25 protein-coding genes and 1 pseudogene are annotated in these 25,068 nt (G+C 72.1%); 16 read left to right on the top strand and 10 right to left on the bottom strand.

From position 1 onward, the window contains the following. The 4 genes and pseudogenes from Ade02nite_RS47430 to Ade02nite_RS47415 all read right to left on the bottom strand — a co-directional run. A pseudogene (locus tag Ade02nite_RS47430) lies at positions 1–531 on the bottom strand (hypothetical protein); the annotation flags it as partial. A gap of 317 nt (positions 532–848) precedes the next feature. Beyond that, on the bottom strand, positions 849–2,174 hold the full coding sequence (locus Ade02nite_RS47425) for a glycoside hydrolase family 10 protein (RefSeq protein ID WP_203778026.1): 1,326 nt from the start codon (positions 2,172–2,174) through the stop codon (positions 849–851). Between the two features lie 89 nt (positions 2,175–2,263). Then, complete coding sequence (locus Ade02nite_RS47420) at positions 2,264–3,355, bottom strand: hypothetical protein (RefSeq protein WP_203778025.1); 1,092 nt, start codon at positions 3,353–3,355, stop codon at positions 2,264–2,266. Between the two features lie 34 nt (positions 3,356–3,389). Next, the gene (locus tag Ade02nite_RS47415) at positions 3,390–4,172 is read right to left on the bottom strand and encodes an IclR family transcriptional regulator domain-containing protein (protein ID WP_203778024.1); all 783 of its coding nucleotides are present in this window, start codon (positions 4,170–4,172) and stop codon (positions 3,390–3,392) included. A 108-nt stretch (positions 4,173–4,280) separates the two neighbouring features. On the opposite strand from Ade02nite_RS47415, the gene Ade02nite_RS47410 reads away from it, so the two are divergent. From Ade02nite_RS47410 to Ade02nite_RS47370, 9 genes are all read left to right on the top strand, one after another. Beyond that, entirely contained in the window at positions 4,281–5,246 is a 966-nt protein-coding gene (locus Ade02nite_RS47410; protein WP_203778023.1) for an ABC transporter substrate-binding protein, read from the top strand. Continuing rightward, positions 5,243–6,025 (top strand): ABC transporter permease, encoded by a 783-nt coding sequence (locus Ade02nite_RS47405; protein WP_203778022.1) that lies wholly within the window; start codon positions 5,243–5,245, stop codon positions 6,023–6,025. The genes Ade02nite_RS47410 and Ade02nite_RS47405 overlap by 4 nt, the downstream gene beginning before the upstream one ends. Then, positions 6,022–6,786 carry an ABC transporter permease gene (locus tag Ade02nite_RS47400; RefSeq protein ID WP_203778021.1) on the top strand — a complete coding sequence of 255 codons (765 nt, stop codon included), beginning with the start codon at positions 6,022–6,024 and terminating at the stop codon, positions 6,784–6,786. The genes Ade02nite_RS47405 and Ade02nite_RS47400 overlap by 4 nt, the downstream gene beginning before the upstream one ends. Positions 6,787–6,798: 12 nt before the next feature. After that, entirely contained in the window at positions 6,799–7,572 is a 774-nt protein-coding gene (locus tag Ade02nite_RS47395; protein ID WP_203778020.1) for an ABC transporter ATP-binding protein, read from the top strand. Positions 7,573–7,617: 45 nt separating this feature from the next. Continuing rightward, a complete protein-coding gene (locus Ade02nite_RS47390) occupies positions 7,618–7,881 on the top strand; it encodes a GlsB/YeaQ/YmgE family stress response membrane protein (RefSeq protein ID WP_203778019.1) in 264 nt (87 codons plus the stop codon). Between the two features lie 82 nt (positions 7,882–7,963). Continuing rightward, positions 7,964–8,335, top strand: a complete 372-nt coding sequence (locus Ade02nite_RS47385) for a YciI family protein (protein WP_203778018.1) — start codon at positions 7,964–7,966, stop codon at positions 8,333–8,335. Next, entirely contained in the window at positions 8,332–9,543 is a 1,212-nt protein-coding gene (locus Ade02nite_RS47380; RefSeq protein ID WP_203778017.1) for an RNA polymerase sigma factor, read from the top strand. The genes Ade02nite_RS47385 and Ade02nite_RS47380 overlap by 4 nt, the downstream gene beginning before the upstream one ends. Positions 9,544–9,605: 62 nt before the next feature. Further along, the gene (locus tag Ade02nite_RS47375; RefSeq protein ID WP_203778016.1) at positions 9,606–11,240 is read left to right on the top strand and encodes a hypothetical protein; all 1,635 of its coding nucleotides are present in this window, start codon (positions 9,606–9,608) and stop codon (positions 11,238–11,240) included. Between the two features lie 11 nt (positions 11,241–11,251). After that, entirely contained in the window at positions 11,252–12,250 is a 999-nt protein-coding gene (locus Ade02nite_RS47370; protein ID WP_203778015.1) for a hypothetical protein, read from the top strand. A gap of 140 nt (positions 12,251–12,390) precedes the next feature. Here the strand turns inward: Ade02nite_RS47370 and Ade02nite_RS47365 are convergent, their stop codons facing one another. From Ade02nite_RS47365 to Ade02nite_RS47345, 5 genes are all read right to left on the bottom strand, one after another. Continuing rightward, positions 12,391–13,518, bottom strand: coding sequence for a hypothetical protein (locus tag Ade02nite_RS47365; protein WP_239169594.1), 1,128 nt, complete (start codon positions 13,516–13,518; stop codon positions 12,391–12,393). Then, positions 13,515–14,228: a TIGR03943 family putative permease subunit gene (locus tag Ade02nite_RS47360; protein ID WP_203778014.1), complete on the bottom strand. Its 714-nt coding sequence runs from the start codon at positions 14,226–14,228 to the stop codon at positions 13,515–13,517. The genes Ade02nite_RS47365 and Ade02nite_RS47360 overlap by 4 nt, the downstream gene beginning before the upstream one ends. Next, positions 14,225–15,244: a permease gene (locus Ade02nite_RS47355; RefSeq protein ID WP_203778013.1), complete on the bottom strand. Its 1,020-nt coding sequence runs from the start codon at positions 15,242–15,244 to the stop codon at positions 14,225–14,227. The genes Ade02nite_RS47360 and Ade02nite_RS47355 overlap by 4 nt, the downstream gene beginning before the upstream one ends. A gap of 79 nt (positions 15,245–15,323) precedes the next feature. Next, complete coding sequence (locus tag Ade02nite_RS47350) at positions 15,324–16,481, bottom strand: 4-hydroxybenzoate 3-monooxygenase (protein ID WP_203778012.1); 1,158 nt, start codon at positions 16,479–16,481, stop codon at positions 15,324–15,326. A 39-nt stretch (positions 16,482–16,520) separates the two neighbouring features. Then, positions 16,521–17,264, bottom strand: coding sequence for an IclR family transcriptional regulator (locus Ade02nite_RS47345; protein ID WP_203778011.1), 744 nt, complete (start codon positions 17,262–17,264; stop codon positions 16,521–16,523). Positions 17,265–17,336: 72 nt separating this feature from the next. On the opposite strand from Ade02nite_RS47345, the gene pcaH reads away from it, so the two are divergent. The 7 genes from pcaH to Ade02nite_RS47315 all read left to right on the top strand — a co-directional run bounded on the left by pcaH (position 17,337) and on the right by Ade02nite_RS47315 (position 23,183). After that, a complete protein-coding gene (pcaH, locus tag Ade02nite_RS47340; RefSeq protein WP_203778010.1) occupies positions 17,337–18,071 on the top strand; it encodes a protocatechuate 3,4-dioxygenase subunit beta in 735 nt (244 codons plus the stop codon). Next, a complete protein-coding gene (pcaG, locus tag Ade02nite_RS47335) occupies positions 18,068–18,589 on the top strand; it encodes a protocatechuate 3,4-dioxygenase subunit alpha (RefSeq protein WP_203778009.1) in 522 nt (173 codons plus the stop codon). The genes pcaH and pcaG overlap by 4 nt, the downstream gene beginning before the upstream one ends. Continuing rightward, positions 18,586–19,800 (top strand): lyase family protein, encoded by a 1,215-nt coding sequence (locus Ade02nite_RS50120; RefSeq protein WP_239169593.1) that lies wholly within the window; start codon positions 18,586–18,588, stop codon positions 19,798–19,800. The genes pcaG and Ade02nite_RS50120 overlap by 4 nt, the downstream gene beginning before the upstream one ends. Next, positions 19,794–20,933: a bifunctional 3-oxoadipate enol-lactonase/4-carboxymuconolactone decarboxylase PcaDC gene (gene pcaDC, locus Ade02nite_RS51045; RefSeq protein ID WP_239169592.1), complete on the top strand. Its 1,140-nt coding sequence runs from the start codon at positions 19,794–19,796 to the stop codon at positions 20,931–20,933. The genes Ade02nite_RS50120 and pcaDC overlap by 7 nt, the downstream gene beginning before the upstream one ends. After that, entirely contained in the window at positions 20,930–21,586 is a 657-nt protein-coding gene (locus tag Ade02nite_RS47325) for a 3-oxoacid CoA-transferase subunit A (protein ID WP_203778007.1), read from the top strand. The genes pcaDC and Ade02nite_RS47325 overlap by 4 nt, the downstream gene beginning before the upstream one ends. Further along, positions 21,583–22,209 (top strand): 3-oxoacid CoA-transferase subunit B, encoded by a 627-nt coding sequence (locus tag Ade02nite_RS47320; protein ID WP_275410004.1) that lies wholly within the window; start codon positions 21,583–21,585, stop codon positions 22,207–22,209. Before Ade02nite_RS47325 ends, Ade02nite_RS47320 begins: the two co-directional genes overlap by 4 nt. 140 nt (positions 22,210–22,349) lie before the next feature. Continuing rightward, positions 22,350–23,183, top strand: coding sequence for a phosphatase PAP2 family protein (locus Ade02nite_RS47315; protein ID WP_239169591.1), 834 nt, complete (start codon positions 22,350–22,352; stop codon positions 23,181–23,183). Here the strand turns inward: Ade02nite_RS47315 and Ade02nite_RS47310 are convergent. Continuing rightward, entirely contained in the window at positions 23,129–24,730 is a 1,602-nt protein-coding gene (locus Ade02nite_RS47310; protein WP_203778005.1) for an amidohydrolase, read from the bottom strand. The two genes, Ade02nite_RS47315 and Ade02nite_RS47310, sit on opposite strands and share 55 nt — an antisense overlap. Between the last annotated feature and the right edge of the window lie 338 nt (positions 24,731–25,068).

Below are 25,068 nucleotides of genomic sequence, written 5' to 3'. Positions count from 1 at the left end.
AACAGGCTCAGTCGTGGCGGGCTCGGTCGTAACAGGCTCGGTCGCAACAGGCTCAGTCGTGGTGGGCTCGGCGGCAACAGGCTCGGTCGTGGCGGACGAGGCGGGGGAGGTAGTGGGCTCGGCGATGGCGTCGGTGGCCGCGGTGATGGGGGCGGTGGCGGCCGGCTCCGGGTCGACGACGACCGCGTCGGTCGTGGTGGCGACCGGCGCCGGCTGGGTGTCGGCGGCGGGCTTCGCTGCCTCTTCCTCTGTGGCCGTGACCGGGTCGGCCGTGACCGAGTCGGCCGTGACCGAGTCGGCCGTGACCGAGTCGGCCGTGACCGAGTCGGTCGTGACCGGGTCGGCGGCGGCCGGCGCGGTGGCCGCCGAGGTGGCGGCCGTCGAGGCGGTGGTCGAGGCGGCGGCGGTCGAGGCGCTGGGCGGAGTGGGCGTCCCGGCCGCGGGCGCGCCGGGCTTGCGGATGGGGCGCAGGAGCCAGCCGGCCGCGAAGCCGATCACGACCCCGGCGACAAGGGAGAGGAATGATGCCATCGAGGGCCTCCGGACAACGAGGAGTGCGATGCGGATGCGGAATTTAGCGCGCAGCTTCGCACATCCCCCAGTTCGCGCACCATGAGGGTGGTACCGATGGGGCGACCCGTGCACGGGCAGTCAGCGCCGCGTGACGCGGACGTGAAAAACGGCGCCGCCGCGGGGGACGGTCCCGCGGCGGCGCCGTCCTGATCTCGCGGATCAGGAGGAGGGGAAGTCGTGGCCTGGAAGCCTAGGGCTGTCGATGGCTCAGGACCAGAGTCGACGGTGGAGCGGGGCCGCGCGGGGCAGGTAGGTACCCCGTGCGGCCCCGCGGCTCATCGGGCGGCGCAGGTGGGTGTGGCGGACGGCCCGGTGCCCGTGCCCTGGAAGCCGAACTCCGTGCTGCCACCGGCGGCCACCGTTCCGTTGTAGCCGACGTTCGAGAACGACGTTCCCGACGCCTGCGCGTTCCAGGTGTTCGTGACCGCGGCCCCGGACGGCAGGGTCACCCCGACCGTCCATCCGCTGAGCGCCGTGCTTCCGGCCGTCACCCGTACGGTCGCGACGAAGCCTCCGTTCCACTGGTTGAGCGTGATCGACGCCGTGCAACCGGCACCCGGATCGGGCGGGGTGGTCGTGGGCGGGGTGGTCGTGGGCGGGGTGGTCGGCGTCGTGCCGCCGTTGAGAGCGGTGAGGGTCGCCGTGTACGCCGGCTTCTTGTTGCCCGAGCCGTCGAAGAGCAGCGGCGTCCCGCTGGCCCGCCACGAGTCGGAGTCGCGGATGCCCCAGACCGTGATGCCGTTGCATCGGGTCACCGCGAGGCAGGCGCGCACGACCGCGGCGTACGAGTTGGCCTGCGCCGTGCCCGACCCCTCGATGTCCAGCTCGGTGATCTGCACGTCGACGCCGAGGTTCGCGAACCGCTGAAGGTTGGCCTGGTAGTCGGCGGGCAGCGGCGACTGCGCGTTGAAGTGCGACTGGAAGCCGACGCAGTCGATCGGCACCCCGCGGGCCTTGAAGTCCTGCACCATCGCGTAGACCGCGTTGCTCTTCGCGTTCTGCCCGTCGGTGTTGTAGTCGTTGTAGCAGAGCTTGGCCGCCGGGTCGGCCGCCCGGGCCGCGCGGAACGCCACCTCGATCCAGTCGTTGCCGGTGCGCTGGAGGTTGGAGTCGCGCCGGGCGCCGCTGCCGCCGTCGGCGAAGGCCTCGTTCACCACGTCCCACGAGTCGATCTGGCCCTTGTAGTGGGTGGCGACCTGGGTGACGTGGTTGACCATCGCGTTGCGCAGCGCGGTGCCGCTCAGGCTCTGCGCCCAGGGCGGCTGCTGCGAGTGCCAGGCGAGCGCGTGGCCGCGTACCTTCTTGCCCTGGCTCTTGGCGAGGTTGACGATCTGGTCGGCGGAGCCGTAGGAGAACGTGCCCTGGGACGGCTCGGTGGCGTCCCATTTCATCTCGTTCTCCGGAGTCACCGAGTTGAACTCGGTGCGGAGCAGGTTGGCGTAGGTGGTGTCGCTCAGCTTGTACGCGGCGACGGCGGTGCCGAAGTAGCGGCCCTGTTCCGCGGCCGAGGCGCCGAGCGTGGTGGCCGCGTCGGCGGTGCCGGCGAAGAGCACGCCGGCGACGGGGATGACGAGCGCGAGGGCAAGGAAGCGGGGTTTCATGCCGAAGCCTTTCGGAACCAACAACGCGGCTGAGGCTTGCCCTACCTCGGCGCCGCACCAGCAAAAAGTGACCCGGATCGATCGAAACTTTAACCGGCTGTTCCGGAAATCACAACGTCACGGCTCCGAAACTTCCGGCAGTCGTAGGCCGGGCGGTACCTGTCGTCCAGCAGGGTGAGCAGGCTCAGCAGCAGGACGAAGAAGAACGCGGCGGCCCAGTTGAAGCGGCCCAGCAGCAGGCCGGCGATCACGACCAGCGTGGCGTTGAGCGCGACCCGGGCGGCGAACGCCCCGGCCATCGTGGCCACCCTGAACGGCCCGCGCGCCACCCAGAGCGTGACGGCGGCGTTCACCACGACGACGGCGGCGATGCCGAGGAAGAGCTGGAGGCCGGTGGTGCGCAGACCCGGCAGCAGCTCGCCGAAGATCACGCTGAGCAGGCCGATGAGGACGATCTTCTCCAGCGTGGCGGCCGAGAGCACGCGCCGGTGCGCCACCACCCAGGCGACGAAGCGCGGGGTCGTGGCGACCTCGTCCGGCAGCGGGTCCGCGTGCACGTGCCAGGACCAGTCGGGTCGCGGCAGGCGCGGGCGTGCCCAGAGCCAGACGGCGACCGCGAGCCCGGCGGCCACCACGGCGACCAGCGCGGCTGCCACCGGATAGGCGGCCACCGTGTCGGTGACGTCGAGCTGGGCGATGTGGATCCACCACTCCTGCGGCAGCTTCACGAAGATCCAGATGGCCGCGGCGACCAGGCACCAGTACCGCAGGCCGTAGCGGTCCGGGTTCCAGCGCAGCCGGATGACCTCGTACGCGATGAAGAAGTACTCGAAGGTGTTCGGGAAGATCAGCAGGATCGCCCGCCAGCCGGTGAACTCGAACAGCACGACGCCGGTGAGCCGGTAGAAGTAGAGGAACCGGGCCACCCCGACGGCCGGCATGCCGGCCCAGTTGCGCAGCGTCGCGAGGTAGGCGATGGCGAGGTAGTAGACGTCCATCGCCTTGTCGTAGTTCTGGTAGCCGGGCGGGTCGTACCCGAACGCCTGGAAGATCGTCTGGTCGACGCCGTCGAGGATCAGCGCGGCGAGGATCGCGGGCAGCGGGTAGCGCGGGATGAACAGGGGAACGGCGAAGCGGGCACCCACCACCGCCAGGAACACAACCGTCGCCGCGGCGCTCATGCCAAGACGGTCGCCGGGCGCGGCCGTTCGCGCCTCACCCGGTTCGGATGATTGCCGCCTTGTTGCGCAGGTCGGCGTCGATGGCCGCGGTGGCGGCGAGCAGGGCCGGCCGGAAGCGCCGGCGCATCACGTCCACCGTCGCGCGCGCCGCGTGCACCGAGACGTTCACCGCGCCGACCACCGTGCCCGCGCGGTCGTGGATCGGCGCGGCGATCGCCCGCAGTCCCTCCTCGAGCTCCTGGTCGACGATCGACCAGCCCTGGGCCCGTACCTTCGCGATCTCGGCGCGCAGCGCGTCGGCCGTGGTCACCGTCTTCGCGGTGAGCCGGGCGGGGGACACGCGAGCCAGGTAGGACTCCAGCTCCTGCGGCGGCAGCGCGGCGAGCAGGACGCGGCCCATCGAGGTCGCGTACGCCGGGAAGCGCGTCCCCACGGTGATGGCGACCGCCATGATGCGCGAGGTCGGCACGCGTGCCACGTACACGATGTCGTCACCGTCGAGGATCGACAGCGACGACGACTCGTGCAGCTGCGCCACCAGCCTTTCCAGGTGCGGCGCGGTGACCTCGGGGAGGGAGAGGCTGGAGAGGTACGCGTATCCGAGCTCGAGCACCCGGGGCGTCAACGAGAAGAGGCGGCCGTCCGTGCGTACGTATCCCAGGTCCGCGAGGGTCAGCAGGAAGCGGCGCGCGGCGGCCCGGGTGAGGCCGCAGATCCTCGCGACCTCGCTGAGCGTGAGCTCCGGGTGGCCGGCGTCGAAGGCCCGGATGACCGCGAGGCCCCGCTCCAGCGACTGGACGAAATCGGGCGACCTCATAGCTTGCTAACGATTGATAAAGATCGTTGACGTGACACGGCACACATCCTAGCGTTCTCATCGAGAACTTTCGTTCGCAATGCGCACAGCCTAAACCGGAGGAACGTTATGCGGCGTGTCCTGATAGGTGTAGCTATAGCGGCGCTCATCGCCGGCACAGGTGCTTGTGGATCGTCCGGTGACGGCGGTGGCGGCACCGACAGCAACGGCGTCGACCAGGTCAAGGTCGGAGTCATCCCGATCGTCGACGTGGCCCCGATCTACCTGGGCCAGCAGAAGGGCTTCTTCAGCAACCGCAAGATCAACCTGACGATGGAGAGCGGCCAGGGCGGCGCGGCCATCGTGCCCGGCGTGGTCAGCGGCCAGTTCCAGTTCGGCTTCAGCAACTTCACGTCGCTGCTCATCGCGCAGACGAAGGACGTGCCGATCAAGGCGGTCTCGGCCGGCGTCTCGTCCGTCGGCGAGCAGGGCAAGGACTTCGGCGGCGTCGTGGTCAACGCGAACAGCCCGATCAAGACCGCGGCCGACCTGGCCGGCAAGAAGATCTCGGTGAACACGCTGAAGAACATCGGCGACACCACCGTGCGGGAGTCGGTGCGCAAGGCCGGCGGCGACCCGTCGAAGATCAATTTCGTCGAGATGCCGTTCCCGAACGCGCCGGCGGCTCTCGCCGGCGGGCAGGTGGACGCGTCCTGGCTGGTCGAGCCGCAGCTGTCCGAGGCCAAGGCGGCCGGCGCGCGGCTCGTCGCCTCCAACTTCGTCGACGCGGCGCCGAACCTGTCGGTGGCGGCCTACTTCACGTCGACCAAGCTGCAGGGCGAGGACGCCGACCTGGTCAAGCGGTTCACCGAGGCGATCAACGAGTCGCTCGCGTACGCCGACGCCCACCCCGACGAGGTGCGGGCGGTCCTCGGCACGTACACCAAGATCGACGAGAAGACCCGGGCCGCGATGATCCTCCCGAAGTGGCCGGCCGAGATCAACGAGGCGTCCGTGCAGACCCTCGCCGACCTCGGCGCCAAGGACGGCATCTTCGACGGCAAGACGCCCGATCTGGCGAAGCTGCTGCCGTGAGCTCCCGTTCCCGCGGCACCGCCCTGCTCGGCCTCGCCGGGCTGGGCGGGCTGCTCCTCGTGATCGAGCTGCTGCCGCGACTCGGCCTGGTGGACGACGCCTATCTGCCGCCCACCAGCGAGATCGCGGCGGCGCTCGCCGACGAGCTCGGCACGGCAGCGTTCTGGCAGGCCGTCGGCGACACCCTCACCGGATGGGCGATCGGCCTGCTGATCGCGGTCGCCGCCGGCGTGGTCGTGGGCATCGTCGTCGGGGCGGTGCCCGTCCTGCGCGCCGCCACCGCGTCGACGATCGAGTTCCTGCGGCCGATCCCCTCGGTGGCGCTGATCCCGCTGGCCGTCCTGCTCTACGGCACCGATCTCGGGTCCGTGCTGCTGCTGGTGGTCTACGCGTCGTTCTGGCAGGTGCTCGTCCAGGTGCTGTACGGCGTGGCGGACGTCGACCCGATCGCCGACGAGACCGCGCGCAGCTTCCGGTTCAGCGGCTGGGCGCGGGTGCGCCACGTGCTCTGGCCGACCGCGTTGCCGTACGTCTTCACCGGCATCCGGCTCGCCGCCTCGGTGGCCCTGGTGCTCGCGGTCACCGCCGAGCTGGTCATCGGCGCGCCCGGCCTGGGCAAGCTGATCGCGGTGGCGCAGACCTCGGGCGCGGTGCCGGACATGTACGCGCTGATCGCCGTCACCGGCCTGCTCGGCGTGGCGATCAACCTGGCCGCGCGCGTCTTCGAGCGCCGGTCGCTGTCGTGGCACCAGTCGGTGCGCGGGGAGGTTCCGGCATGAGGCGTTTCCTGTACGTCGCGGGCCTGCCCGTGCTGCTGCTGCTCGGCTGGTTCGTGCTCAGCAGCGGCAGCGAGAACTTCTACGCCCCGCCGCTGCGCGACATCCTGCGGGCCTTCGTGGACACGTGGACCCCCGAACGCCTCCGGGCCGACGTCCTGCCCAGCCTCGTGCGGCTGTTCGCCGGATATGTGCTGGCGGCGCTGCTCGGCGTCGCGCTGGGCGTGGCGATCGGCCTCAACCGGCGGCTGCGCGCGACCGTCGAGCCCGTCCTCGAGTTCTTCCGCGCCATCCCGCCGCCGGTCCTCGTACCGGTGATCATGTTGTTCGCCGGCATCGGCGACGGCATGAAGGTCATCGTGATCGTCTTCGGCTGCGTGTGGCCGATCCTGCTCAACACCGTCGAGGGCGTCCGGGCGGTCGACGGGGTCCAGCTCGACACCGCCAAGGCCTATGGGGTACGAGGCGCCGCGCGCATCCGCACCGTCATCCTCCCGTCGGCGTCGCCGCAGATCGCGGCCGGCCTGCGGCAGGCGCTGTCCATCGCGATCATCCTGATGGTGATCAGTGAGATGTTCGCGGCCAGCAACGGCCTCGGCTTCACCATCGTGCAGTTCCAGCGCAGCTTCGCCATCCCCGAGATGTGGAGCGGGATCATCCTGCTCGGCCTGCTCGGCTTCGCGCTGTCGCTGCTGTTCCGGCTCGCCGAGGGGCGTGCCCTCCGCTGGTACCACGGGCTGCGCGACGCGCAGCGCCGGTCATAAGGGGACTCGGACATGCTTGAAGTGCAAGGGCTGCGCAAGGTCTACAGCTCCGGCGGCCGCGAGGTCGAGGCGCTGCGCGACCTCACGTTCACCGTCGAGAACGGCGACCTGGTCTGCCTGGTCGGCCCGTCCGGCTGTGGCAAGACCACGCTGCTGCGCTGCATCGCCGGCCTGCTCCAGCAGACCGGCGGCACGGTCACCCTCGACGGGCACCAGGTCAGCGGCCCGCCGCCGGGCCTCGCGATGGTCTTCCAGGAGTACGGGCGGAGCCTGTTCCCGTGGATGAGCGTGCGCGACAACGTCTCGCTGCCGCTGAAACAGAAGCGCGTGCCCCGGCAGCGGCGCGACGAGCTCGTGGACAAGGCGCTGGCGGCCGTGGGCCTGGCCGGCACCGAGTCGGCGTACCCCTGGCAGCTCTCCGGCGGCATGCAGCAGCGCGTGGCGATCGCGAGGGCTGTCGCGTACGAGCCCTCCACGCTCCTGATGGACGAGCCGTTCGCCGCCGTCGACGCGCAGACCCGCGCCGACCTGGAAGATCTCGTGCGGTCGCTGTGGCAGCGGCTCAACGTGACGGTCCTGTTCATCACCCACGACATCGACGAGGCCGTCTACCTGGGCCGCCGCGTCATCATGCTGTCGTCCTCGCCCACCGTCGTGCAGGACGAGATCACCGTCGACCTGCCCGCCGAGCGCGACCAGCTGCACACCCGCGCCGATCCCCGCTTCACCGAGCTGCGCACCCACGTCTACGAGCAGATTCAAAAGGCCAAGCGGCTCTCCCGCTGACGGGCCGCCGGGGTCCATGCTGGAACGGACCACTCTGGAGGCAGCATGGAGATCACTGGGATTTTCACGGCCATCATCATCGGTTTGATCATCGGAGCGCTGGGGCGGCTGGTCGTGCCCGGCAAGCAGAGCATTCCCCTCTGGCTGACGTTGCTGATCGGCGTCGTCGCCGCCCTGCTCGGCACGTTCCTGGCGGCGCTGGTCGGCGTGGACGAGACCCCCGGCGTCGACTGGATCGAGCTGGCGTTGCAGATCGCCCTCGCGGCGGGCGGCGTGGCCCTCGTCGCCGGCGCGCGCCGGCGACCGTGAGGATGTAAAACTCGCGGCGGTGGCTCCGACTCATGGGTGACAGGGGCCGGCCCGGCCCCGTGACACCGTGAGGAGCACTCGCATGAAATTCGTGATCGGCATGCACATCAACCCGGCCGTTCTCGAGGCGCTGACCGAACAGGAGCAGGCGGCGATCGGCGAGGGCCACGGCGCCCTGCTCGCCGAGCTGAAGGAGTCCGGCGAGCTGATCATGACGCAGGCCCTGGCCGACCCGTCGCAGTCGGCAGTGGTCTCGGTGCGCGACGGCCGCACCGTCGTGACCGACGGGCCGTTCGTCGAGGCCAAGGAATACCTGGGCGGCTTCTACCTGGTCGACTGCGAGAACCGGGAGCGGGCCCTGGCGATCGCGGCGAAGGTCCCGGACGCGGCCATCCCGGGCCTCGCCGTCGAGGTGCGGCAGGTGATGTTCTACGACGGAGCCCTGGAAGCGTGACCCGGTCACCGGTCGAGGGCCTGCTGCGTGAGCTCGCGCCGCAGGTCCTCGGCACGCTCGTGCGCCGGCACGGCAGCTTCGAGGACTGCGAGGACGCCGTGCAGGAGGCCGTCCTCGCCGCCGCCGTGCAGTGGCCGGCCGAGGGCGTGCCCGCCCACCCGCGCGGCTGGCTGACGACGGTCGCCTCCCGCCGGCTCGTCGACCAGGTGCGCAGCGACCGCGCGCGCCGCGACCGGGAGTCGGCCGCGTCCGCCGACGTCGTGCCCGACGAGATCCCGGACACCGACGACACCCTGGTGCTGCTGTTCCTGTGCTGCCACCCGGCGCTGACCGAGGGCTCGCGGATCGCCCTGACGCTGCGCGCCGTCGGCGGCCTGACCACCGCCGAGATCGCCCGCGCGTTCCTGGTGCCGGAGAGCACGATGGCGGTCCGGATCAGCCGGGCCAAGCGGCTCATCAAGGAGGCGGGCGGCAAATTCAGCGTGCCCGAGCCCGCCGAACGCCTCCCGGCCGTCCTGCACGTCCTCTACCTGATCTTCAACGAGGGCTACACGGCCGTCGATCGCACCGACCTGGCCCGCGAGGCGATCCGGCTGACCCGCGCGGTCCACGCGCAGCTGCCCGCCGACGGCGAGGTGACCGGCCTGCTCGCGCTGATGCTGCTGACCCACGCGCGCCGCGCGGCCCGCACGACGCCGGCCGGCGACCTGGTGCCGCTCGACGAGCAGGACCGCACGCTGTGGGACCACGCCCTGATCGACGAGGGCATGACCCTGGTCAAGGCGGCGCTGGCCGGCCCGGCCCTGGGCCCCTATCTGGTGCAGGCGTCCATCGCCGCCACCCACTCGGACGCGGCGACGGCCGGCGAGACCGACTGGGCGCAGGTGCACGCGCTCTACCTGATCCTCGAACGGATCGCCCCCAACCCGATGGTCACGCTCAACCGCGCCATCGCCCTCGCCGAGATCCGCGGGCCGGAGGCCGGCCTGGCCCTGCTCACCACCCTGGACGCCGACAACCGCCTGGCCCGCCACCACCGCCTGCTCTCGGTCCGCGCCCACCTGCTGGAGAAGGCAGGCGACGGGGCCGCCGCCCACGACCACTACCGCAGGGCCGCGAAGGCCACGGCCAGCCTGGCCGAGCAGCGCTACCTGCTGGCGCGCGCGGCCCGGTGCGCGCCCGCCTGTCGGCCTTCCGCAGCGACGTAAAGGCGACTGCCCGCCGCCCGCGCGGATGCCTACGATCGTGCCCGGCGCAGGTGGGTGATCGCGTGGCCGAGACGATGTCGTTCCAGGAGAGCGTCCGGTGGACCCGGGACGTCCTCGCGCAGTGGGGCAGCTGGACGCGTGCCCACTGGCGCCTCACCCTGCTGCTCAGCGTGGTGGCCTTCGTGACCGGATGGGCCTGGAACACCTACGCGATGGCGGTGGGCCTCGAAGGCAGCAAGGCGGAGGGGTCCCCGACGACCGCGACGGCCGACGGGCACACCCTCAACGCCGTCTACTGGCTCATCCTGTTCACCCTGATCAGCGGCGTGATCACGTACGCCTGGTCGCGCGGCTGGACGGCCTTCCGCGCCGACATGGCAATCCTGCCCCGGCGGTTCGCCGAGGCCATGACCACGAGCCGGCCCGGCGCCTTCGCGATGCTGCTGTGGGGCCTGTCGGTGGCCCTGATCATCGCCACGCTGGTCGAGTCGGCGGCGGCGATCGTGCTGGGACTGGTGCTGCTGGCGCTGGCCTCCTCGCCGATCGGCGTGATCCTCACGTTCGCGCTGGTCCGGGTCTGGCGCGGGCTCTGCGGCATCCTCGCCGGCAAGGCCAACCCGCGGGTGGACGCCATGGTCAACCCGTTCATGGTGATGGTCGGGGAGGGCGCCGGCCTGCTGCTCGACGGCCTGATCGACAGCTACGTCTTCAAGATGCTGGCCGCGGTCTTCGCCGCGCTGGTGTCGGTCACCCTCGCCCGCGGCTCGCGCGCACCGGGCATCGTCGCCGTCCTGGTCCTGGCCGGAGCCTCCCAGCTGATACGGATGCGCGGCGCCTACGCCGACGACGGCGGCTGGAACGAGTGCGTCACCGCGGACGGCCGCCCCTGCGCCGGCCTGGGCCTGGAGGGGGTGCTGGCCTGGTTCGGCTCGCCCGGCGCGGGCCACGTGCTGGTCCGCGGCTCCATCGGCGCGAGCGCTTCCGCGGTGGGCGCCCTGATCGGCCTGGGCGCGGGAGCCGCGGCGGCCGCCCTCGCCCGCGGGGCACCCCGCATCGCGTCCCAGGGCCGGCCGCCGCCGGACGCGGGGCCGCTGCCACCTTTGAACGTGCCGCCACAGCCGCCGCCGGATCCAGCGGTGCCCGAGCAGCGTCAGCGCCGCCCCTTGTGGCCGCCGCAACCGGATGCCCGGCCGCCGGACCCTCGGCCCCCTGAGCACCATCAGCCACCCGGCGAGCGGCCGCCCGGTCTCGGCGTGCCCGACCCGGGGATCCGCCCCGAGCCGCTGATCGAGCCGCCGCACGGCCACCCCGAACCGGTGCCGGAGCCGCAGTCCGGCTCGGATCGGGGCACGGTCTACAGGTCGTCCACCTACGAGCCCGGCGACAGCGGCCGCGGGCAGATCTACCGTTCGGCGGCGGCCGACCACGGCATCCATCCCATCCCGCCGCCGCCCGAGCCGGCGCCGCAGCAGCCGCCGAGCGGCCCCCACGGCCGCGGCCGGCCCTGGGACGACCTCGACGACTTCGTTCCCGACGCGCCCAACCGCGAGCTGCGGCCACCACGCAGGCCGGCACGGCCCGGCGAGGCCGAGCCGCCGAAAGCGGGCCGAGCCCGCGTCGTCCCCAACGATCCGGACGACGGCGAAGCGGGCCCCGCTCGCCGGCCGCGCCCGCCGATCCCGCCCGCGTCGCAGTGAGCGCCCGGACTTTGAACGCCGGGAAAGCCGGCGCCCCGGCCGTTCGGGCCTGGGCGCGGCGTCTCGTGGTGGTGCTGCTGGCCGGTGGGTCCATCGCGGCGCTGCTCGCCGACCTCTACGGGGTGGCGCCCATGCATGTCGTCTTCTGGCTCGTCTCGGTGCCCACGATGGTCGCGCTCGCCGTGGCCGGGAGCCTTCCGCGTGTCGATCCGGAGCTGCGGGCCAGGATCCGGGCCGGCGCGGTCGGGGGACTGGCCGGCGTCGTGGGCTACGACGTCGTCCGTGTCCCGTTCGCCCTCGCCGGTCAGCGTGTCTTCGCGCCCATCGAGACCTACGGGCTCCTGATCGCCGACGCGTCGTCCTCCTCGCCGCTGACCTCCACGCTCGGCTGGCTCTACCACCTGTCCAACGGCGTGACCTTCGGCATCGCCTACGCGGCCGTCGCCGCCCGCCGCCCGGTGCTGTGGGCCGTCGCGTGGGGCCTGTTCCTCGAGACGGTCGCGCTGCTCAGCCCGTTCGCCGAGCGGTACGGCATCAGCGGCCGCCCCGTGCCGATCGCCATCGCCTACGCTGCGCACGTGTTCTACGGCTGGCCGCTGGGACGGCTGGTCCGCGATCTCGACCGGACCACGACAGCGCTGGGCCGGCGCGGTGTCGCGGCGTCCCTGACCGTCGCGGTGGCCGTGGTCCTCGCCTGGCACCGCCCGTGGAACGCCCCGCCAGGGCCTCCACCCGCGGAGCAGCGCCCGGCGACGGTCGTCGGGCCGCCGGCGGACGAGCCGGTGACCGTCGTCCGGGTCGATCGTTTCGACCCCGAATGGCTCCGCATCCGGCCGGGCGGGTGCGCCGTCGTCGACAACCGGTCCGCCGTCGGCTACACCGACCCGGCCGGCGCCATGCCCGCCGGCGTGCGGAGCCCGCTCTGCTTCGGCACGGCCGGCATCTACCGGATCCGCCTGGGCACGAGGCCCTACTCGGGCGGCTTCGTCTATGTGGACGGCGTCGGCTGAGGCCCGTCTTCTCGGCTCGGCGTGACGGGACAGGACCGCCTGGCTGAGGCACGTCCGGTCGGCTGGGCGTGACGGGGCAGGGCCGCGGCTGGGCGTGACGGGGCAGGGTCGCGGCTGGGCGTGACCGGACAGGACCGTCTCTACACCGTGCGCAGATCCAGCGAGTGCCAGGTGATCTCGTCGTCCGCCGTGGAGGTGGACCACCACAGCATGCCGCCGCGGGAGAAGGCGCCGTCGGCCTTGGCCGAGACGTCGACCGTGCGGCCGGTGGCGATGTCGTAGACGACCAGGGCGGACGTGCCGGTCAGGTCCGAGTCGGCGGTCTGCTCGGCGAGGATCTCGAAGCGGTCGAGGATCGCCACGTCGGTGACGGCGGACTGGGCGGCGCCGCCGGCCACGCGGCGGCGGTCGGTGCCGTCGGGGCGTACGACGTCGATGCGGGCCACCGTGTTGTCGCCCAGCACCATCGCGCGGCACCAGACCGGGCCGCAGGTGAGCTGCTGGGCGCCGGGGCTGACGATCTCGCGGTCGCGGGCGGTGGACATGTTGCGCAGGCGCGGCGTGCCCGAGGAGCTGCCGTCGTCGACCAGCCAGGGCCAGGCCGACAGCGACCACTGGCCGGTCTCGACCTTCACCCGGACGGGGCCGCCGGTCACCGGCACCGAGCGGATCTCGGTCTCCTCGGTGCCGCGGCCGGAGGCGGGCGCGGCGGTCCAGTGGACGCGGTCCTCGGCGACGACCAGGTCGTACTGGTTGCCGTAGAAGACCGCGTTGCCGGTGTCGGCGGTGAGCATGCGGGCCGTGCCGCCGGAGCGGTTCGCCGTCCAGATCCGCACGCTGGTGGAGCCGGCCGTCGACTCGGTCCAGAAGATCTGGTCGCCGGCGACGGTGAACGCCTCGAACTGCGGGTTGCCGTCGAGCGGGACGCGGCGCAGTTCGCGCAGCTCGTCGCCCGTACGCAGCAGCAGCCTTTGCTCCGAGCCCGCGGGGGTGGGCGCCGTGCCGACCGCGGTGGTCGCGTCGAGGAACAGCGTCGGGTTGAAGAGCGGGCCGTCGGGCAGCCCGGCCGGGAGGTCGGCGCGGGCGGCGGAGGGCCACGCGGTGGCGGCGTCCGTGCGGGCCGGCGGCGGCGCCGGTGTCTTCGTTCCCGGCGTGCCGAGGAGCAGGAACGCCGCGGCGCCGAGCGCGACGGTCAGGGTGATGACGGTGAGGGCGCGGCCTCGTCGCGGCGCGGCGACGTCCCCGGGCCGTTCGGCGGTCATGGTCATGCGTACGGCTGCTTCGGCTCGGTGATCTCCTGCCAGGTCTTCACCTCGAGGTAGGCCACGTCGACGTTGTTCACCGGGTCCTTGCCGGTCTGGGCCGTGTAGCGGCCGATGACCTCGACCCACGTGTCGGCGGGGACGTCGATCGGCGCGCGGCCGGCCAGCCCGATCTTGATGGGGCGGCCGTCGGCGGCGCAGCAGGTGAGCACGATGCGGGCCAGCATCGGCTTGCCGTCGGGCGCGGTCGTGATGAAGCCGGTGAGCCGCACGTCGCGGTCGCGCATGCTCTCGCCGGCGTCGAACAGCGCCCGCGACGCGTAGTCGACGAGGCTGAGGTCGGCCGGGTCGCCGGCGGGCAGCGGGGGATAGTCGGAGTTGCCGTCCGGCTGGGCGACGACGCTGCCCGCCTGCTCGGCCGCGTAGGAGCCGAGCGCGGGCGGCGCGACGAGCAGCAGCCCGAGCACCGGCAGGAGCAGCAGCCAGCCCACCTTCGGCTCGTGGTGCTCGTGGCCGTGGCCGTCGTCGTGGCCCTCCGGGGAGCGGAACGAGTACCACAACGTCATCACCGCCGCGGCCACCAGCAGCAGCCCGGCGGCGATCAGGAAGGGCCGCAGCCCCTCCTTGACGTAGCGCAGGTAAAGGTCGGTGAACGAGGCCCGCAGGATCGCCCCACCGAACAGCAGCATCACCACTGCCTGCGTCAACTTACTCACAGCAGGATCACCCCCACGCCGGTGCCGATGCCGAGGGCGGCCAGGAACGTCGCCGGCGCGAAGCGGAACGCGAACCGGCGGCCGAAGACGCCGGCCTGCATCGAGATCAGCTTGAGGTCGACCATCGGGCCGACCACCAGGAAGACCAGCCGCGAGGTGAGCGAGAACTGCGACAGCGACGCGGCCACGAAGGCGTCGGCCTCGCTGCAGATCGACAGCAGCACGGCGAGCACCGCCAGCGCGATCACCGACAGGACCGCGTTGCCGGCCAGGCTCTGCAGCCACGCGTCGGGGACGACGACGTTGATGGTGGCCGCGGCGGCCGCGCCGACCACCAGGAAGCCGCCCGCGTGCATGACGTCGTGCCGGCAAGCCGCCCAGAACGCCCGCGCCCTGGACATGTCGTCGAGCTCGGGGCGGTGGGGGAGCCGGATCCACTCCTGCTTGCCGAGGCGCAGCCACAGCCAGCCCATGAGGACGGCGACGATCAGGCTCGCCACGCCGCGGGCGACGGCCATCTCGGGCCGGCCCGGAAAGGCGACCACCGTCGCGGTCAGCACGATCGGGTTGATCGCGGGCGCGGCGAGCAGGAACGCCAGCGCGGCCGCGGGCGTGACACCGCGCCGCATCAGCGACCCGGCGATCGGCACGCTGCCGCACTCGCAGCCGGGCAGCGCGACGCCGGCGAGGCCGGCCGCCGGCACGGCGAGGGCCGGATGCTTCGGCAGCGCGCGGGCCCAGAACGAGCGCGGCACGTACACCGCGATCACCGCGGAGAGCGCCACGCCGAAGACGAGGAACGGCGCCGCCTGCACGAGCACCGACACGAAGACGGTGGTCCAGGTCTGGAGCCCGGGGGCGTCGACGAGCCCGGCGAGCGGCCCGCGGAAGAGGACCAGCAGCACGAGCAGCGCCGCGAGCACTTCCAGCGAGCCGATCTTCCGCTCTCGTCTCGCCTCGGGAGGCGGCGGCGAAGGCGCGGTCCAGTCGATGTCCTGGAGGCGGGTCAAGGTCACTCCAATGCGGTCGGCCGCAGCCCACCATAGCGTACGGGAGTGATCGCTTTACCTGCGCATATGTCAACTAGTGCATGGGTCAGAAGCCGATCGGCAGGCCCGCGTAGTTCTCCGCCAGCCCGCGCGCCCCCGCCTCGCTGGAGGCCACCCACCGCAGCTGGGAGAGCTGGAGCTGCGCGTCGAACGGGTCGTCGCCGACGTGCAGCATCGTCGTCATCCACCAGGAGAAATGCGTGCACCGCCAGACCCGCCGGAGGGCGTCGTCGGAGTACGAGCCGGCGAGCGCCGCATCGCCGTCCACGAGCAGCGCGATCAGCGCGCGGGACAGCAGGGCGACGTCCGCGATCGCCAGGTTGAGCCCCTTGGCCCCGGTCGGCGGCACGATGTGCGCCGCGTCGCCGGCCAGAAACACCCGTCCGTGTCGCATCGGCGTCTGCACGTAGCTGCGCATCGGCAGCACGCTCTTGTCGGTGATCGGGCCCGGCGTCAGCTTCCAGCCGTCCTGCCCGTGGCCGAGCCGCGTCGCCAGCTCCTCCCAGACGCGGTCGTCCGGCCAGTCCGCCGGATCGGTCCCGTTCGGCACCTGCAGGTAGAGCCGGCTGACGGTCTCGGACCGCATGGAGTGCAGCGCGAACCCGTGCGGATGCCACGCGTAGATGAGCTCGTCGGTGGAGGGGGCGACATCGGCGAGGATCCCGAGCCAGCTGTACGGGTACACGCGCTCGAACGTCTGCGCCGGAACCGCGTGCCGCGACGGCCCGAACGACCCGTCGCACCCGGCGATCGCCTCCGCGTCGAGGCGCTGGGCCACGCCCTCGGCGTCCACGAAGGTCACGTACGGCCGGTCGGCGGTGACGTCGTGCAGCTCCACCTCGCTGACCTCGTAGAAGGCCACGGCGGTGCCGGCGGCCACGAGGTCCTTCTGCACCTCGGTCTGCCCGTACACCCAGACGCTGCGGCCCGTCAGGTCGACGAAGTCGAGGTGGTGCCGCTCGCCCGGCCACTGGAGGTAGATGCCGCGGTGCTCGTGCCCCTCGCGCCGCAGCCGGTCGCCGAGCCCGGCCGACTCCAGCAGCTCGACGCTGGAGCTCTCCAGGATGCCGGCGCGGATGCGCGCGGCCACGTACTCCTGGGATCGGGTCTCGAGCACGACGGCGTCGACACCGCCGCGGTGCAGGAGGTGGGCGAGGAGCAGTCCGGCGGGGCCGGCGCCGATGATGGCGACCTGGGTGCGCATGCGCTCAGCCAACGGCAGCGCGAGCGTGGCGGCAAGGCCCTATTTCCACTGAGCGGAAGCCAACGTGCGCCCGATGCCGCGCGCCGCGACCTGCAACGCCGAGATCAACCGGGCCTGCTCGCGGCGCAGGTCGGGCACGACGATGCCGAGCGCCGCCACCACCTGCTCGGCCTCGCCGCGCACCGGCACGGCCACCGAGCACGCCCCGAGGCTCATCTCCTCGCCGGTGGTCGCGAAGCCGTCGGTGCGCACCCGGCGGAGCTGCTCGGCCAGCCGGGAGGGCTGGGTGATCGTGTACGGGGTGATCCGCGTCAGCCGCGCGAACGCCTCGGCGCGCACGTCCTCCGGCGCGTACGCCAGCAGGACCTTGCCCACCCCCGTGGCGTGCAGCGGAAGCCGCGAGCCGATCTTGCTGACCACCGGGACCGAGACGTGCCCGGCGAGCCGGTCGACGTAGAGCACCTCGCCGCCGTCGCGGACCGCGAGGTGCACGGTGGCGAGGGTGGCGCCGTAGAGGTCGTGCAGGAACGGCGAGGCCGCCTGCCGCAGGCCGGACTGCACGGGGGAGAGCAACCCGAGGTCCCACAGCCGCCGGCCGATCACGTACTCGCCGGTGGGCAGCCGGGTCAGCGCGCCCCCCTTCGTCAGCTCGCCGACCAGCCGGTGCGCGGTGGCCAGCGGGAGGCCGGCGCGCCGGGCCAGGTCGCTCAGGGTCAGGCTGCGGTGATCGTGGTCGAAGGCGCCCAGGAGATCGAGCACCCGGGACGTCACAGTTGCGCCCATCGATGCGCCTGCCTTCCGTTCAGCGGAAGGCAAGTATCGTCTCGTGGACCGCGCCGGTCTAGCGTCCCCGGTGTGGAGACTCAGGCGGACATCAGCCGAGAGATAGCCGAGCTGCGCGGCAGCGGTGGGCCGCAGCCCCGGCTCGACTATCCGCCGTACCGCAGCAGCGTGCTGCGGCACCCGACCAAGGACCTGACGCTCGTCGACCCGGAGGGCGTCGAGCTGTGGGCGCCCTGCTTCAGCAGCCGCGACGTGGCGGCGGACGAGGCCGACCTGACCATCCAGCGGGCCGGGGAGCCGCTCGGCGAGCGCATGGTGGTCACCGGCCGGGTGGTCGACGGGCAGGGCCGGCCCGTCCGGCGTCAGCTCGTCGAGATCTGGCAGGCGAACGCGTCCGGGCGCTACTGGCACCAGCGCGACCAGCACCCGGCGCCGCTCGACCCGAACTTCGTGGGCGCCGGGCGCTGTCTCACCGACGACAACGGCGTCTACCGGTTCCAGACGATCAAGCCGGGGCCGTACCCGTGGCGCAACCACCTCAACGCATGGCGGCCGGCGCACATCCACTTCTCGCTCTTCGGCACCGACTTCACCCAGCGCCTGGTGACCCAGATGTACTTCCCGGGCGATCCGCTCTTCGACCTCGACCCGATCTATCAGTCGATCACCGACCAGAAGGCGCGCGACCTCCTGCTCGCCACCTACGACCACGAGCTGACCACGCCCGAGTACAGCCTCGGCTACCGCTGGGACATCGTGCTCGGCGGCACCCACCGCACCCCGACGGAAGAAGAGGGCCAACCGTGACGCACGCTCCCGGGCAGACTGTCGGGCCGTTCTTCCACTTGGGCCTGCCGTACGAGGGTGACAACGAGCTCGTGCCACCGGGCCGCCCGGACGCCATCCGCCTGCACGGGCGGGTCCTCGACGGCAACGGCGACGGGGTCCCGGACGCCGTGATCGAGGTGTGGCAGGCCGACCCGGCCGGCGCGGTGCCCCAGGTCGGCGGCTCGATCCGGCGCGACGGCTGGACCTTCACCGGCTGGGGCCGCGCGCAGACCGACCCGGACGGGCACTACTGGTTCACCACCCTGGAACCGCCGGTCTTCTTCGCGATCACGGTCTTCGCCCGCGGGCTGACCGACCGGCTGTTCACCCGCGCCTACGTGCCGTCCGGCCACCTGGACACGCTTCTCGAGAGGCTTCCGCCCGAGCGGAGGGCTACGCTGATCACCACCCGCGAACAGCGGGGCCTGCGCTTCGACATCCGACTGCAGGGCGAGGGTGAGACGGTGTTCCTGACGTTCCCCGGCCAGGCCGCATGAGCGACCTCCTCTGGCCCGGCGACACCCGCGCGGCCGGCCTCTGCACCGACGAGGCCGTCCTGACCGCCCTGCTCCACGTCGAGTCCGCCTGGCTCGCCGCCCTCCACCACCACGGCCTCACCGCGTCAAGCTCCGCCTCACCCCACCCGGCCGTGCCCGGCTCCGGCCCACCCCACCTCGCGCCCGATTTATCGGATTTAGTCGACTCGCGCGATCTCGCTGACCTCGCCCGGGACGCCGAAGAGGGCGGCAACCCCGTCATCCCCTTGGTCAAACTGCTGAAGAAACGGGCCGATGTCGGAAATATCCATGCCGGCCTGACGAGTCAGGACGTGCTGGACACCGGGCTCGTGCTGGTGCTGCGCGACGCGGCCGCCCGGATCCGCGAGGATCTCGCCACGCAGATCGAGGCGCTCGCCGCCCTCGCCGACCGGCACCGCGGCACCGACATGGTCGCCCGCACCCTCACCCAGCACGCCATCCCCACCACGTTCGGCCTCAAGGTCACCGGATGGCTCCAGGGCGTGCTCGACGCCCGGGACGCGCTCGCCGCCCAGGATCTGCCGATCCAGATCGGGGGCGCCGCCGGCAGCCTGGCCGCGCCCACCGCCCTGGCCGGCAGCCCGGCGAAGGCCCGCGAGCTGGTCGCCACCACCGCCGCGACGCTGGGGCTGCCGATGCGCGAGCCGTGGCATACCAGCCGGGCACCCCTCACCCGTTTCGCCGACGCGCTCGTGACCTGCACCGACGCCTGGGGCAAGATCGCCAACGACGTCCTGGTCGGCGCCCGCCCCGAGATCGGCGAGCTTCGCGAGGGCCGGGGCGGGGGATCCTCGGCCATGCCCAACAAGCAGAACCCGGTGCTCTCGGTGCTGATCCGCCGGGCCGCGCTGGCCGCGCCGCCGCTCGCCGCGACCCTGCACATCGCGGCCGCCGACGCCGTCGACGAGCGGCCGGACGGGTCGTGGCACGTCGAGTGGGCCACGCTGCGCACCCTCGCCCGCCGTACGGTCGTCGCCGGCTCCCAGACCGCCGACCTGCTCACCGGCTTGCGCGCCGACCCCGTACGGATGGCCTCGACCCTCGCCGAAGCACGCCCGGGCATCGACGCCGAGCAGCGCAGGTACGGCCCCTCGGACAGGCCGTACCTGGGCGCCACCGACGAGATCATCGACGCCGTCCTGGCCCGAGCCGCGGAGAAGCCTTGCTGACCCCTTCCGTTCTCGTCGACGCGCCCGACCGTCCGCTGCTGCTGCTCGGGCCCTCGCTCGGCACCTCCGCCGAGACGCTCTGGGGCCGCTGTGCCCGGCTGCTGAAGAGCCGGCACCATGTCGTCGCCTGGGACCTGCCCGGCCACGGCCGCGGCGCCCCGGCCGCCGGCGCGTTCAGCGTCGCCGACCTGGCCCGCGACGTGCTCGCCCTGGCCGACGAGATCCGGCCCGGCGAGCCGTTCCGCTACGCCGGCGACTCGGTGGGCGGCGCGGTCGGCCTCCAGCTGCTGCTCGACGCGCCGAAGCGGGTCGAGTCAGCCGCGCTGATCTGCACCGGCGCCAAGATCGGCGAGGCCGCCGGGTGGCGTCAGCGGGCCGAGACGGTACGCGCGGAGGGCACCCACGCGGTCGTCGCCGGCTCGTTGCAGCGCTGGTTCGCCCCGCACTTCCCGCGGCAGCACCCCGCGGTCGCCGGGGCCCTGCTCGACGCGCTGCGCGCCACCGACCCGGAGAGCTACGCGCTCACCTGCGAAGCGCTCGCCGCGTTCGACGTGCGCGAGCGGCTCGGCGAGATCACCGCTCCGGTTCTCGCCGTGGCCGGCGCCGTCGACCAGCCCACTCCGCCCGAGGGGCTCGCCCGGATCGCCGCCGAGGTGCGCGACGGCCGCCTGGTCGTGCTCGAGGGCGTGGCCCATCTGGCCCCGGCCGAGCAGCCGGACGCCGTGGCGGCCCTGCTCGACGAGCACTTCGGCGGGCCCACGACGATCGAGCGCGTCCGCGAGGCGGGCATGTCCGTACGGCGTCAGGTCCTCGGCGACGAGCACGTGGACCGGGCCGTGGCGGGGACGACGCCGTTCACCCGCGATTTTCAGGAGCTCATCACCGCGTACGCCTGGGGTGAGATCTGGACCCGGCCCGGCCTGGACCGCCGCAGCCGCTCGATGATCACCCTGACCGCGCTGGTGGCCCTGGGCCACCAGGAGGAACTGGCCATGCACGTGCGCGCGGCGCGCCGCAACGGGCTGACCGACGACGAGATCAAGGAAGTGCTGTTGCAGACCGCGATCTATTGCGGCGTGCCGGCCGCGAACACCGCCTTCCGCATCGCCGCGCGCGTGCTGGGGGAGTCGTGACGGCGCAGATCATGCCGGCCGGCGAGGCGGTTCGTGCCGTCCGCGACGGCGACACGGTGCTGGTCGGCGGGTTCGGCATGGCGGGCATGCCGGTCGAGCTCATCGACGCGCTCATCGAGCACGGCGCCGGCGACCTGACGATCGTCAGCAACAACGCGGGCAACGGCGACACCGGGCTCGCGGCGCTGCTGGCGGCCGGCCGCGTACGCAAGGTGGTGTGCTCCTTTCCCCGGCAGTCCGATTCCTGGGTGTTCGACGGGCTCTATCGAGCCGGGAAGATCGAGCTCGAGGTGGTGCCGCAGGGCAATCTCGCCGAACGGATGCGGGCCGCCGGCGCGGGCATCGGCGCCTTCTACAGCCCCACCGCCGTGGGCACACCTTTGGCCGAGGGCAAGGAAGTGCGGGTCATCGACGGACGGGAATACCTGTTGGAATATCCGATTCGCGGCGACGTGGCGCTGATCAAGGCGCACCTGGCCGACCGGATGGGCAATCTCGTCTATCGCAAGACGGCCCGCAATTTCGGGCCGGTCATGGCCACCGCCGCCGCCGTGACCATCGCGCAGGTGTCGCGAGTCGTCGAGGTGGGCGAGCTCGATCCGGAGGCTGTCGTGACTCCCGCCATCTATGTGAACCGGGTGGTCGTGCCGTGAGTTTGACGCGTGAGCAGATGGCCGAGGTCGTGGCCCGGGACATTCCCGACGGAGCGTACGTCAATCTCGGGATCGGCCAGCCGACGATGGTCGCCTCCTATCTGCGGCCGGGCAGCGGCGTCGTGCTGCACACCGAGAACGGCATGCTCAACATGGGCCCGCTCGCCACCGGCGACGAGATCGACCCGGACCTCACGAATGCCGGCAAACAACCGGTGACCGAGCTGCCCGGAGCCTCGTACTTCCACCACGCCGACTCGTTCGCGATGATGCGCGGCGGGCACCTCGACGTGTGCATCATGGGCGCTTTTCAGGTGTCCGCGACCGGCGACCTGGCGAACTGGTCGACGGGCGCCCCGGACGCCATTCCCGCGGTCGGCGGGGCGATGGACCTCGCCATCGGCGCCAAGCAGGTCTTCGTGATGATGACCCTGTTCGCCAAGGACGGGAAGCCGAAGCTCGTGCCGTCGTGCACCTATCCGCTCACCGGAAGGGCCTGCGTCAGCCGGGTCTACACCGACGTGGCGACCTTCGCGCTCTCGCCGGACGGGGTCCGGGTGGTCGAGACGTTCGGCACAACGGCCGGGGAGCTTGCGGCCCGATTGGACGTCCCGCTGAGCTGACATCCCTTTCCCTTCCCTGAGATCACCCTGTGAAGGTGACTCACTTCTCCCCGTGAAAATTTGCGTGCCCTGCAAGATCTGGAAGATGCTGGGGGATGATCGCGGCCCGCGTGATCGTCTGGAGGTGCCAGGTGAACAGGGTGGCTGCCCGGCGTGCGGCGCGGGAGCTGTTGCTCGTCGCGGTGCTCTTCCTCGCGTACAAAATGGGCCGGATCCTGGTCGAAGGCCATGTCGAGGAGGCCATGCGCAACGCCGCCTCGGTGTGGGACTTCGAACGCGCGCTGCATCTGCCCAGCGAGGAGAGCCTGCAGAGCGCGCTGCTGTCACACACCTTCTGGGTACGGGCGGCGAACTGCTTCTACGCGTACGTGCACTTCCCGGCCACCGCGATCACGCTGATCTGGATGTACGTCAAGCGGCCCGAGATCTACCTCTGGATGCGCCGCACCCTGGCCACCCTGACGGCGTTCGCCCTGGTCGTCCACGCGCTCTACCCGCTCGCGCCGCCGCGCATGCTCACCTCGGCGGGCATGGCCGACACCGGCCGGCTCTTCGGGCCCTCGGTGTACGGATCGCCCAGCACCGACACGCTCAGCAACCAGTACGCGGCCATGCCCTCCCTGCACGTCGGTTGGGCCGTGGTGGTCGCGCTGGCCCTGGTCGCCGCCTCCGCCGGCCGCCGCGGGCGCTGGCTCTGGCTGGCCCACCCGGTGCTCACCCTGCTCGTCGTCGTGGTGACCGGCAACCACTACTGGGTCGACGCGATCGCCGTGACGGCGCTGCTCGCCGTGGTGCTCACGCTGGTGCCGCGGCCGGTCGTCGCGCCGCCCGCCCTCGCGCCCGCGCCGGTGCCGGCCGCTCTCGAGGCGCCGCCTCTGCCCGCGCCGGTCCCCGCCTTCCACCTTCGCAAGGTGCCGGCTCAGCGCACCGCCGAACCCGACTCCGAGTCGAACACCAGCTTGCCGTCGACGTAGGTCAGCGCCACCCTCGTCTCGCCGATCTCCGCCACGGGGGCCGCGAACGGGTCCCGGTCGAGCACCACCAGGTCGGCGCGCATCCCGGGGCGCAGGCCGCCGGTGTCGTCGAGGTGGTTCACATAGGCGGCGCCCGCCGTGTAGGCGCGCAACGCCGTACCCAGGTCGAGGGCTTGATCCGGAAGGAACCTCGGGCCGGTCTCGCCCGGCAGGACCCGGTTGACCGCCACGTGGATGCCCTGGATCGGGTCCGGCGTGCTGACCGGCCAGTCGCTGCCGCCCGCGAGGCGCGCGCCGGAGCGGTGCAGATCGCCGAACGGGTACTGCCAGGCCGCGAGATCCGGGTGCAGGAACGGGATGGTGAGCTCGTCCATCTGCGGCTCGTGCACCGCCCAGTACGGCTGCATGTTGGCCGTCGCGCCCAGCTGCGCGAAACGCGGGACATCGTACGGGTGTACTACCTGCAGGTGGGCCAGATGGGGCCGGGTGTCGAGGTGCCCGTTCGCCTTGCGAGCGGCCTCGACGGCGTCCAGGGCATTGCGGACCGCCTGGTCGCCGAGCGCGTGGAAATGCGTCTGGAAGCCCAGCGCGTCCAGCTCGGTGACGTAGCCCTTCAGCGCCTCCGGATCGATGAAGTCGAGCCCCCGGTTGGTGGTCGCGCAGCCGCACGAGTCGCGGTAGGGCGCCGTCATCGCGGCGGTGAAGTTCTCGGCGATCCCGTCCAGCATCAACTTGACCGAGTCGCAGCGCAGGCGGCCGAGCGTGAGGCGCTCCCGCTTGGCGACCAGCTCGGGGATCTGCTCGGCGCCGCGCTCCCGGTCCCACCAGAGGGCGCCGACGACGGTCGCGGTCAGCAGGTGGTCGCGCGCGGCTCTCTCGTACGCCTCGGAGACGTCGTCGTAGCCGTTGGTCGCCGCGACCATCGCGTCCTGCCACGCGGTGATGCCCAGCGAGTGCAGCAGCGCCTGCGCCCGCAGCAGCCCGGCGACCCGTTCCTCGGTGGTGGCGCCGGGGAGGTCGATCAACGACATGGCGCCCTCCTGGAGTGCGCCGATCGGGTGGCCGTCCGCGTCACGGTCGATGCGGCCCGCCTCGGGGTCGGGAGTGTCCCGGGTGATGCCGGCGCGCTCGAGGGCGACGGTGTTGACCCAGGCGGCATGGTGGTCGCGGTTGATCAGGAAGACCGGACGGCCGGGCACGACGCTGTCGAGCAGGTGGCGGTCGGGCACGCCGTTCTCGAAGCTCTCCATCGACCAGCCGCCGCCGACGATCCACTCGGCATCGGGGTGGTCGTCGGCGTACCGGCGGATGCGGCGCAGGTATTCGTCTCGGTCGACGGTGCCGGTGAGGTCGCACTGGCCGAGCTCGACGCCGCCCATGACGGCGTGGATGTGCGCGTCCTGGAAGCCGGGGATCAGCAGGCGCCCGCGCAGGTCGACGACCTCGGTCTTCGGGCCCCGCAGGTCGGCCGTGTCGCCGACTATCCGGCCGTCGGCGACCGCGAGCGTCCGGGGGCCGTTCACAAAGACCAGATCCGCGTACGTCATGAGCACTCCTCGTCGTGTTCCGGCATCCCATCACCGGGGCGGCATGGAGTCAACGGCGTTGACAATGGCGGTTGTGCAGGGGTGTTACACCCGTCCGGACCCCGATTTGGCGAACCGCCGATCTAGGAGTAATGTTTTCCGAGCCGCCAGGGAGACGGGCGAGCGAACGGGACTCGACATCGAGGCCCGGAGCGGCCGTCCTGACGGAAACCACGAAACTCAGCACGGCTTGATCGTCATGCCTTCGGGCGGGCGATGGGGTCGCGGTGATTTGTGGTGCCCACACCATTCCGGTGCCGGCCGATTTGGCGGAACGGAATGGGACGGGTAAAGTTGGA

It is taken from the genome of Paractinoplanes deccanensis, from assembly GCF_016862115.1.
Taxonomy (GTDB): Bacteria; Actinomycetota; Actinomycetes; order Mycobacteriales; family Micromonosporaceae; genus Actinoplanes; species Actinoplanes deccanensis.
The sequence above is the reverse complement of the archived record's forward strand: the minus strand, read 5'-3'. Positions and strand labels throughout refer to the sequence as shown.

Bases quoted from the DNA above. Each gene is read 5' to 3' on its own strand.
- Ade02nite_RS47425 (WP_203778026.1), bottom strand. From the start codon at position 2,174: ATGAAACCCCGCTTCCTTGCCCTCGCGCTCGTCATCCCCGTCGCCGGC.
- Ade02nite_RS47420 (WP_203778025.1), bottom strand. From the start codon at position 3,355: ATGAGCGCCGCGGCGACGGTTGTGTTCCTGGCGGTGGTGGGTGCCCGC.
- Ade02nite_RS47415 (WP_203778024.1), bottom strand. From the start codon at position 4,172: ATGAGGTCGCCCGATTTCGTCCAGTCGCTGGAGCGGGGCCTCGCGGTC.
- Ade02nite_RS47410 (WP_203778023.1), top strand. From the start codon at position 4,281: ATGCGGCGTGTCCTGATAGGTGTAGCTATAGCGGCGCTCATCGCCGGC.
- Ade02nite_RS47400 (WP_203778021.1), top strand. From the start codon at position 6,022: ATGAGGCGTTTCCTGTACGTCGCGGGCCTGCCCGTGCTGCTGCTGCTC.
- Ade02nite_RS47395 (WP_203778020.1), top strand. From the start codon at position 6,799: ATGCTTGAAGTGCAAGGGCTGCGCAAGGTCTACAGCTCCGGCGGCCGC.
- Ade02nite_RS47390 (WP_203778019.1), top strand. From the start codon at position 7,618: ATGGAGATCACTGGGATTTTCACGGCCATCATCATCGGTTTGATCATC.
- Ade02nite_RS47385 (WP_203778018.1), top strand. From the start codon at position 7,964: ATGAAATTCGTGATCGGCATGCACATCAACCCGGCCGTTCTCGAGGCG.
- Ade02nite_RS47365 (WP_239169594.1), bottom strand. From the start codon at position 13,518: ATGACCATGACCGCCGAACGGCCCGGGGACGTCGCCGCGCCGCGACGA.
- Ade02nite_RS47350 (WP_203778012.1), bottom strand. From the start codon at position 16,481: ATGCGCACCCAGGTCGCCATCATCGGCGCCGGCCCCGCCGGACTGCTC.
- Ade02nite_RS47345 (WP_203778011.1), bottom strand. From the start codon at position 17,264: ATGGGCGCAACTGTGACGTCCCGGGTGCTCGATCTCCTGGGCGCCTTC.
- Ade02nite_RS50120 (WP_239169593.1), top strand. From the start codon at position 18,586: ATGAGCGACCTCCTCTGGCCCGGCGACACCCGCGCGGCCGGCCTCTGC.
- Ade02nite_RS47310 (WP_203778005.1), bottom strand. From the start codon at position 24,730: ATGACGTACGCGGATCTGGTCTTTGTGAACGGCCCCCGGACGCTCGCG.